General features: G+C 62.5%; 8 protein-coding genes. 2 read left to right on the forward strand and 6 right to left on the reverse strand.

Annotated elements, in window-relative coordinates:
* Nucleotides 1-98: 98 nt before the first annotated feature.
* The 6 genes from GX147_09970 to GX147_09995 form a co-directional block, all read right to left on the reverse strand.
* A complete protein-coding gene (locus tag GX147_09970) occupies nucleotides 99-1,283 on the reverse strand; it encodes a tetratricopeptide repeat protein (GenBank protein NLN60998.1) in 1,185 nt (394 codons plus the stop codon).
* 112 nt (nucleotides 1,284-1,395) lie between these two features.
* The gene (gene flaF / locus GX147_09975; protein NLN60999.1) at nucleotides 1,396-1,776 is read right to left on the reverse strand and encodes a flagellar biosynthesis regulator FlaF; all 381 of its coding nucleotides are present in this window, start codon (nucleotides 1,774-1,776) and stop codon (nucleotides 1,396-1,398) included.
* On the reverse strand, nucleotides 1,757-2,155 hold the full coding sequence (locus tag GX147_09980; GenBank protein NLN61000.1) for a flagellar protein FlbT: 399 nt from the start codon (nucleotides 2,153-2,155) through the stop codon (nucleotides 1,757-1,759). Before GX147_09980 ends, flaF begins: the two co-directional genes overlap by 20 nt.
* 8 nt (nucleotides 2,156-2,163) lie before the next feature.
* On the reverse strand, nucleotides 2,164-2,664 hold the full coding sequence (locus GX147_09985) for a hypothetical protein (protein NLN61001.1): 501 nt from the start codon (nucleotides 2,662-2,664) through the stop codon (nucleotides 2,164-2,166).
* Between the two features lie 71 nt (nucleotides 2,665-2,735).
* Nucleotides 2,736-3,890 (reverse strand): hypothetical protein, encoded by a 1,155-nt coding sequence (locus GX147_09990; GenBank protein NLN61002.1) that lies wholly within the window; start codon nucleotides 3,888-3,890, stop codon nucleotides 2,736-2,738.
* 266 nt (nucleotides 3,891-4,156) lie between these two features.
* Complete coding sequence (locus tag GX147_09995) at nucleotides 4,157-5,050, reverse strand: tetratricopeptide repeat protein (GenBank protein ID NLN61003.1); 894 nt, start codon at nucleotides 5,048-5,050, stop codon at nucleotides 4,157-4,159.
* 273 nt (nucleotides 5,051-5,323) lie between these two features.
* On the opposite strand from GX147_09995, the gene GX147_10000 reads away from it, so the two are divergent.
* Both GX147_10000 and GX147_10005 read left to right on the forward strand, forming a co-directional pair.
* The gene (locus tag GX147_10000) at nucleotides 5,324-5,530 is read left to right on the forward strand and encodes a hypothetical protein (protein ID NLN61004.1); all 207 of its coding nucleotides are present in this window, start codon (nucleotides 5,324-5,326) and stop codon (nucleotides 5,528-5,530) included.
* Between the two features lie 92 nt (nucleotides 5,531-5,622).
* The gene (locus GX147_10005; GenBank protein ID NLN61005.1) at nucleotides 5,623-7,119 is read left to right on the forward strand and encodes a response regulator; all 1,497 of its coding nucleotides are present in this window, start codon (nucleotides 5,623-5,625) and stop codon (nucleotides 7,117-7,119) included.
* Nucleotides 7,120-7,365: the final 246 nt, after the last annotated feature.

Consider the following 7,365-nt stretch of genomic DNA (forward strand, 5'->3'; position numbering starts at 1 on the left):
CGGTGTCGGGGTCAGGGGGGAAAAGGGCGGGGGGCCGGTGTCGGGGTCAGGGGGGAATGGAAGGAACCGGGACGGGGATGTGGACGGGGGGAGGGGGATCAGACGATCCTTGAAAAACGGTTGTACTGGTCCGCCTCGGGATCCATCACGTTGCCGTGGACATCCGTTCCCCTGAAGCTGAAGACCAGGTGGGAGAGGTCGATGGTGCCGTTTCCGTCGGCGTTTTGCGTGATCCGAAACGTCACCCGGGCCGTCAGGAGCTCCGGGTCGTAAAGGACCCTCACGGGATGGAGGGCGACGTTCACCTCCGAGGCGGGGACCTTCCGCCCCCAGTTGTAAGATCCCCCCGTTTCCAGGGAAGAGGACCGGCTGATTTCCCAGTTCATGACATTCCGTACCGACGCCGCGTCCATGGCCTTGTCGAAGACGAAGCGCATGGTGAACTCCCCGGTCGCCCCGGGCTCCGCCAGGGACGGGGCGAGGGAAGACACCTTCGTGCCCGGTCCCAGGGACAGGTTGAGCTGTCCCGTATAGGCCAGGATGAACCGGGGCGCCGCGTTCCGCTCGATGGCCAGTTGCAGGTCCGGAAAAAGCTCCCGGGCTTTTTTCGCCACGATTTCCAGTTCTTCCCGCGCCTTGGCCATCTCCTGTCGTTGGGCGTAAACCATGCCGAGCTCGTAATGGACATAACCGAAGTCCTTTTTCATGGCCAGGGCCTTCTGCAGTTGTTCCTCCGCCTCGTCCCAGCGCCCCATCATGCGGTAGGTCTGCCCCAGGGCGTAGTAGCCGGCGGAGTCCCGCGGCGACATCCCGATGACCTGTTTGAAGGTCTCCTCCGCCTTGCCGTACTGCTCCAGGGCGAGGTACCCCTGGCCGAGGGCGTAAACGTTTCCGGAGACCACCGGGTTCTTACGGACGGCGGCCTGGTACTGTTCGAGGGCCTCCTCCTGGCGCCCTTCCGCGAAGAGCAGGTTCCCCAGGCTGAGGTTCAGGCCGTCGGCGGACGGGAAGACCCGGATGGCCTCCTTGTAGGCCGTCACGGCTTCCCGGATCCGGCCGCTTTGCCCGAGGGCCTGGGCCATGTACTCGAAGGCGTTCAGGGCATTCTCGGAGAAGGGGGAAAGGGAGATGGAACGTCGGAATTCCCGCACGGCGGCGGTGTAGTTCTTCGCCATGAACGCATCGATCCCCCGTCCCAGGGAGGAGGCGGCCATGTTGTCGATCATGGCCAGGCTGGGGGTCGTGGCGGAAAAAAGCAGGTCGGCGGCGGTGATGGTTTCCATGATGATTATATCGGCCGCGGCGGCGGAAAACTTTAGGGCGCCGCGGTTCGCCGAAAGGGGTCCCGGCGGTGCCCGTTCTCATACCGCCGCGCCGGGACCCTTCGGGAGGGAGTCACTCGGTCGGGCTGTTCCGGAGGCCCGCCGCGATGTTCAGGTTGATGTTGATGAGGATATCCAGCTTTTCCGGGGCCGGGTAGGCCATGACGTCGAAGGTCCGCTTGTCCACGAAAAGGCTCAGGGACAGGAGGTCCTCCCGGATCGGCCTCGGCAGGGGGTGGTCGTCCCGGGCCAGTTCCCCCTGGAGAATGCTCCAGATGCGCTGGTTCTTCTCCAGGGACGCCGCCCGCTCCCCTCCCCGGTCGTGGGGGTCCCAATCGTTCCGGCACTTTTTTAACTGCAAGGCGGCCTTTGTAAGGGCCATGGCCTCGATTTCACGGCCGCTCATGACCGATTGCTGGGCCGTCTTGTACGCTTCAAGTTGCACTGCGGACACGGTTCAATACCTCCTGTTCATAATCCATGAGTTTTCCGGCCTGCCTGATGGCCTGGTAGTATTCGTTCTTCAGCAGATGCCCGCTGATCTCCCCGACGAGGGGCAGGGTGGAAGGCACCTCCCTGACGAGGTCCCGGACGAGGGACCAGTACGTCTTGTGGTATTGCGCCAGGTTGTCGCCGTCGAGGTACATCATCTGGACGGCCAGGTAGATCTGGCCGCAGTAGGTGGTCGCCTCTTCGGGGCGCATGATGTCCTTCTCCCTTAGGATGGGCGTGTTGTTTTCGATGATCAGTTCCGCCCGCTTCCTCCCGTTCCGGATGACGGCCCCGCTGACGACGAGCCTTTCGTTTGGTTTCAGGTCTATTTTCAGCGCCATGAGCGGCCTCAGACTTCCACGGCCAGGATGGCCCCCGGCCCGATTTCCGCGGGCGGCTTCGACGCCGCCTGGTCACCGCTTTTCTGCCGGTCCCGGAAGGTGAAGAGCTTATCCAGGGTCGCGGCGATTTCCCTGTCCGACGCCTCGTCCTCCAGTTTGCCGGAAGACAGGGTCGTCACGTCCCGGTCCAGGCCCAGCCGCTGAACGGCCTCCTCGATGATCCGGACCCGCTTGATGAGGTCCGTCCGCTGGTACGTCGCGATGGGAAAGAACGGCGGATCCCGGACGATGTTCAGATCCCCTTCCACACGTTGATGCAGGCGGTCGATCTCGGCCAGAACGGACGACCGGGACGGCGTGCCCCCCCCGGCGCTCCCGGGGATTCCCGCCCCGCCCGCGAAGGATCCGGGGCGGGGGGCCTCCCTGTCGGAAGGGGAGGTCTCCCGCCGGTCCGACGGGCGGAGCCCCTGGTGCGGCTCCGGGAATAGATGCGTGGTCTGTACGTTCATGTCAAGCTCCCCCTGGCGGTGTCAGGCGGGGAGGAGGTCCTCCTCCCCGTCCGAACCCCCGCGCGTGCTTCTTACCCGAACAGTCTGAGAACCGACTGGGCGGCCTGGGCCGAGAGGCTGAGGGCCGTGGTGCTCAGGGACTGCCTCGTCTGGAGCATGAGCATGTTGGCCCCTTCCTCGTTCGTGTCGGCCAGGGTCAGCTTGTCCGCGCCTTCCGTCAGGGTGTTGATCATGTTGTCGGAGAAGTCCTGACGCACCGTGATGATGCTCAGGTTACCCGAGAGCTTCGAGGCCTCGGAACGGAGCGTCACCGCCGCATTGTCGAGCTCCACGATGGAAGCGTCGATGGCGGCCTCCGTGGCCCAGGCGGCCGCGCCAATGCTCAGACCGGCGGTCGAAGCGTCAAAGCCCTGCACGTCCAGGGTGTGGCTGCCCTCGAACTTGACGGTCATCACCGCGGCGGCGAGCAGATTCTTTCCTTTATACCCGGAGTCTGCCGCAAGGTCGTCGATCTGCTGCAGCATGGTATTGAACTGGGCCTGCAGAGAAGCAAGTTCGCCGCTCGTGGACTCCGTTACCGCCATTGTGGCCACACCACCACCATTGGGAGTGTAGGAAAAATCTCCAGCCACAACGTCAACAACTTCATTGGTTGTATTATCTGTTTTTGATATGGACAGAACACCATCTTTTACCGTTGCACTGAATGCGGCTACCTCACCAGACCAATCTTGATCGTTGATTGCGGCAGCAAGGGAAATGGTATCGATCAAACTGTTACCGCTGGCGAGAAACTGGCCTGTGGCTGCCGGTGCAGTAGTCACTGCGGTGAAAGTAATACCGCCGATATTAATTACATCATCTACATCGATTTGCGTGAGCGTGATCGTTCCAGTATCTTGGCCACTGTCGGCCGGGGCGCTCAGCGCCGACTGGGCGATACCCTTGGCCTGTTCGATCATGGCCGTGATGGCCGTGATGCCCTTGTCGGCCGCCTTGACGGTCTGGACCGCCTGGCCCATGGCGTCCTTCAAGCTGTCGATGACGGACGCCCGCGAGTTGAGCGACTGGGCGGCGAAGAAGGACACGGGGTTGTCGATGGCCGTGTTGACCTTTTTGCCCGTCGAGAGGCGTTCCTGCGTTCTGTCTAAAAGTTTAACCGTGTTCTGGAGGGACAGGAGGTTGGACCTCATTCCTGCGGTTAATGATACGTCGTTAAGAGCCATGATGTTTCTCCTTTTCTAGGTTTTTTTAGTCGGCGTTTCTCGCCGAGGTTTTTCGCCGCCTTCCGCGGCTTTCTCTGTGGCCTTTCGTGGACGGTCCCTTGTTTTTCTCCTCCTTCCCGGCCGTCTCTTTGTCGTCAGCCTTCGATACCCTTATCGGCAGGAGGGGGGAACAACTTTAGCGGTTTTGTGAAAGGCGTGTTTCCGGGGGCGTCCCGCCGGGGACGGTCCCTTTTATAAGGAGGGGGAAGGGGGGAAAAAAGCGTTTTTCAGGGTTTCGGGTCTCCCTCCGCCGGGGGGGACGCCGGCCGGGGGAGGGTCGCGTCGATGTGGCGTTTCAGGCGCGCCCCCTCGGAGAATTCGGGGTTGACGGCCAGGGCCCGGTCGATGGCCTTGCGGGCCTCCGCCCCGTCGTCCTTCTCCAGGTACGCCCGGGCCAGGTTGTAGTGGAGGTGCTCGTCGTCGGGCCGCACGGCGATGGCCTTCCTGTACTGGAGGACGGCCCGGTCGAAGTCGCCGCCCCTGCGGCTGCGGATCCCGTCGGCGTTGTACAGGTCCGCCAGGCCGTCGCGCAGGGCCTCGTCGTCCCCCACCATGTCCCGGGCTTCGGCGAAGTCGCCCCGCTCCAGGGCCAGGCGGGCCTCGTCCATGCCCGGCTTTCCGTCCCCGGGTCCCGACGTCTCCCCGTTGAGGCTCCCCTGGGCCATGATCTCCCGGACCTCCTCGTCCTTCAGGATCATGAGCTGGCGCATGAAGTCCAGGGTCGTGTCGAAGTCGTCGTCCCGGAAGGTGACGGGGCCGTACACGTCGCGGAAGGTTCTCGACGAGGCGAGCTGCTGCTGGAACCGGTTGATGTCCCTGTGCAGTTCCTTCGAGTCGGAGGCGAGCATGGGCGTGGTCTTCAGCTTCTCCAGGACCTCCCCGAAGCGGGCGATACAGGAGTAGAGGTTGTGCGTCTGCAGGTGTTTCCTGCATGCGTTCATCTGGATGTTGATCTCGACCACGGCGTTCCGGTCGATGGTGTCGCTCATGTCCCGTGCCTCCGGTCCCGTTTTCCGCCGGCTCCCGCCGGCCCCGTCTCTGGTTCGCCGCCCCGATTGGCCGCCCGAACAGGGGTGAAGCGGCCCCTCGTCATGCCTTTTACCTTGCATTGACTGTGCCATGTTGGGGTCCCTTCCCGCCGTCCCCTCCCCGGCGGGGCGGCGCTCCGGGGAGGCCGGAGGCGTCGCCATGCCCGCCGGCCCTGGAATAACAGGGGCGTATCCCCGGAACGGGACGGGACCGGAGCGCCCCGGGGGGAGGGCCGGGTGTGAAGTGATTCACACTTTTCCGGAAACGGTCCCTTTGTTCTAAAGTTTTCCTTCCCCCCTGCCGATAGAGAGAATGAAAGCGGTTCATGGATCAGTGGATCGGGGGAAAAGGGGTTCGGTGGGACGATGACGATCTCGACATACCAGGTGGACAACGTGATCAAGGCCTACAACCGGCAGAGCAGGCAAAGCGTGCCGTCGGCGGGCCCGCGGGAGGTGGGAACGGCGGAGTCCCACGGGGACGTCGTTTCCCTGTCGGGTCTGGACAGGAAAGAGGCCTACCAGAAGATATCCTACAGCCTTCTGGATATCATCCTGAAGAGGCGTTCGTGACCCGTCCTTCCCTTCATCTCATCGGCCCGGACATGACCGAAATCAGTGTCCCCCGCGGTTTGCCCGGTCAGCCCCGGGGATAGGAGACGTGGATGTTGCAACCGGCCGTTCCGGACCTCGATTCATTAAAAAAGCGGATTCTCGTCGTCGATGACGACGCGGCCCTGCGCCAGTTGATTACGGAAACCCTGGCCGGGCGGGATTACCTCCTGGCGGAAGCGGAAAACGGCGCGCAGGCCATGCAGATGTTCCTGGCGGGTCACTTCGATCTCGTCATTACGGACATGATGATGCCCGGCATGAGCGGCATGGAATTGCTGGGCCGGATCCGGGAGGCCAGGCCGGAGACCCCCGTTCTGGTGATCACGGCGCACCCGGCGACGAATCTCGCCGTGACGGCCATGAAGAAAGGGGCCGTCGATTTCCTCCCCAAACCCTTCGATATCGACAATCTCGTTTTCAAGGTCGGGATTTCCCTCGAGGAATCGGAGATAACCGGGGAGGGCGGGCGGGAGGCCCGCCGCGAGCCCATCGAGGTGATCAACAAGAAGGAAGAGCTCTCCTTAAGGAGCTATATTTACGAGAGCATCGAAAACACGTCCGGCGGCAACGACCAGATCTTTCAGAAGATCGTGGACATGGCCATCCAGGTCGTGGATGGCGAGAGCAGCGCCCTGTTGCTTTACGACGACAACGCGAAGGCTTTCCACCCCCAGGTGATCAAGAGCGACGACGTCCGGGATTACCTGGACAGGTACATCCCCCGCCTGACCCCCCTGTTCCTCTCGGTGGTGGAAAAGCGGCAGGCCGCCGTCGCCAAAAGCGGTGAAGCCGGTGAATTTCTGCCGACGATCATCTGTTCGCCCCTCATGATCCGGGGCCAGGTCTTCGGCGTCCTCACCGTCAAAAAGGACGGGCGCGGCCCCGGCGTGACCCAGAACGACCTGCAGCACATCCAGAGCCTGACGAACCGGGCGGCCCTGAATCTCGAAAACAAGGTGCTCTACGACAGCCTGTACGGCAACCTGATCGAAACCTTCAAGTCCCTGGTCGCGTCCATCCAGGTCCGGGACCATTACACGGAGGAGCATTCCTGGCGGGTCATGAACCTGGCCCTGGAGGTGGCGCAGGCCATGGGCTGCGACGAGGCGCAGCAGGAATCCCTGAGAATCGCCGCCATGCTGCACGACATCGGCAAGATCGCCATTCCCGACAGCGTCCTTCTGAAACCCGGCCGCCTGACGGACGACGAATACGCCATCATCAAGAAACACCCCGTCATCGGAGAGAGCATCCTCCAGTCCATCGTCATCTTCGAGGAGGAGCGCGACATCATCCTGCACCACCACGAGCGCTGGGACGGCCGGGGCTACCCGGAGGGCCTGGCGGGGGAGAACATCCCCCTCCTGGCGCGCATCCTCTGCGTGGCCGATTCCTACGACGCCATGACGAACACGCGCCCGTACCGGCAGGCCATGCGGATGGAGGACGCCGTTGTGGAGCTGCTGAAAAACCGCGGCACCCAGTTCGACGAACAGGTGGTGGACTGCCTGGTCAGGCTGCTGATCAGACAGACCCCTTCCCCGTAACACGACGGCCCCCTGCCATGTCATTCCGGGGCGCTTCCTTCACGAGTGTCCCTTCACAGGCGTCCCCTGTCGTTCCGGGCGCTTCCTTCACGAGTGTCCCTTCGCAGGCGTTCCTTGCATTGTCATCTATGAAAAAGCTTTTCAAATTAAAGTACACCTCACCCTTTATTGTTTTTCGAAAGCGGAGAGACTTCAGATATCTCGGAGCGTTCGAAAAACAAGTATCCATATCTTTACTGATCGCCA

This window comes from Deltaproteobacteria bacterium (genome assembly GCA_012522415.1).
Lineage (GTDB): Bacteria > Desulfobacterota > Syntrophia > Syntrophales > JAAYKM01 > JAAYKM01.

Excerpts from the sequence above, each read along its gene's own strand:
- GX147_09970 (NLN60998.1), bottom strand. The coding sequence starts at position 1,283 with ATGGAAACCATCACCGCCGCCGACCTGCTTTTTTCCGCCACGACCCCC.
- GX147_09995 (NLN61003.1), bottom strand. The coding sequence starts at position 5,050 with ATGGCACAGTCAATGCAAGGTAAAAGGCATGACGAGGGGCCGCTTCAC.
- GX147_10005 (NLN61005.1), top strand. The coding sequence starts at position 5,623 with ATGTTGCAACCGGCCGTTCCGGACCTCGATTCATTAAAAAAGCGGATT.
- GX147_09980 (NLN61000.1), bottom strand. The coding sequence starts at position 2,155 with ATGGCGCTGAAAATAGACCTGAAACCAAACGAAAGGCTCGTCGTCAGC.
- GX147_09990 (NLN61002.1), bottom strand. The coding sequence starts at position 3,890 with ATGGCTCTTAACGACGTATCATTAACCGCAGGAATGAGGTCCAACCTC.
- GX147_10000 (NLN61004.1), top strand. The coding sequence starts at position 5,324 with ATGACGATCTCGACATACCAGGTGGACAACGTGATCAAGGCCTACAAC.
- GX147_09985 (NLN61001.1), bottom strand. The coding sequence starts at position 2,664 with ATGAACGTACAGACCACGCATCTATTCCCGGAGCCGCACCAGGGGCTC.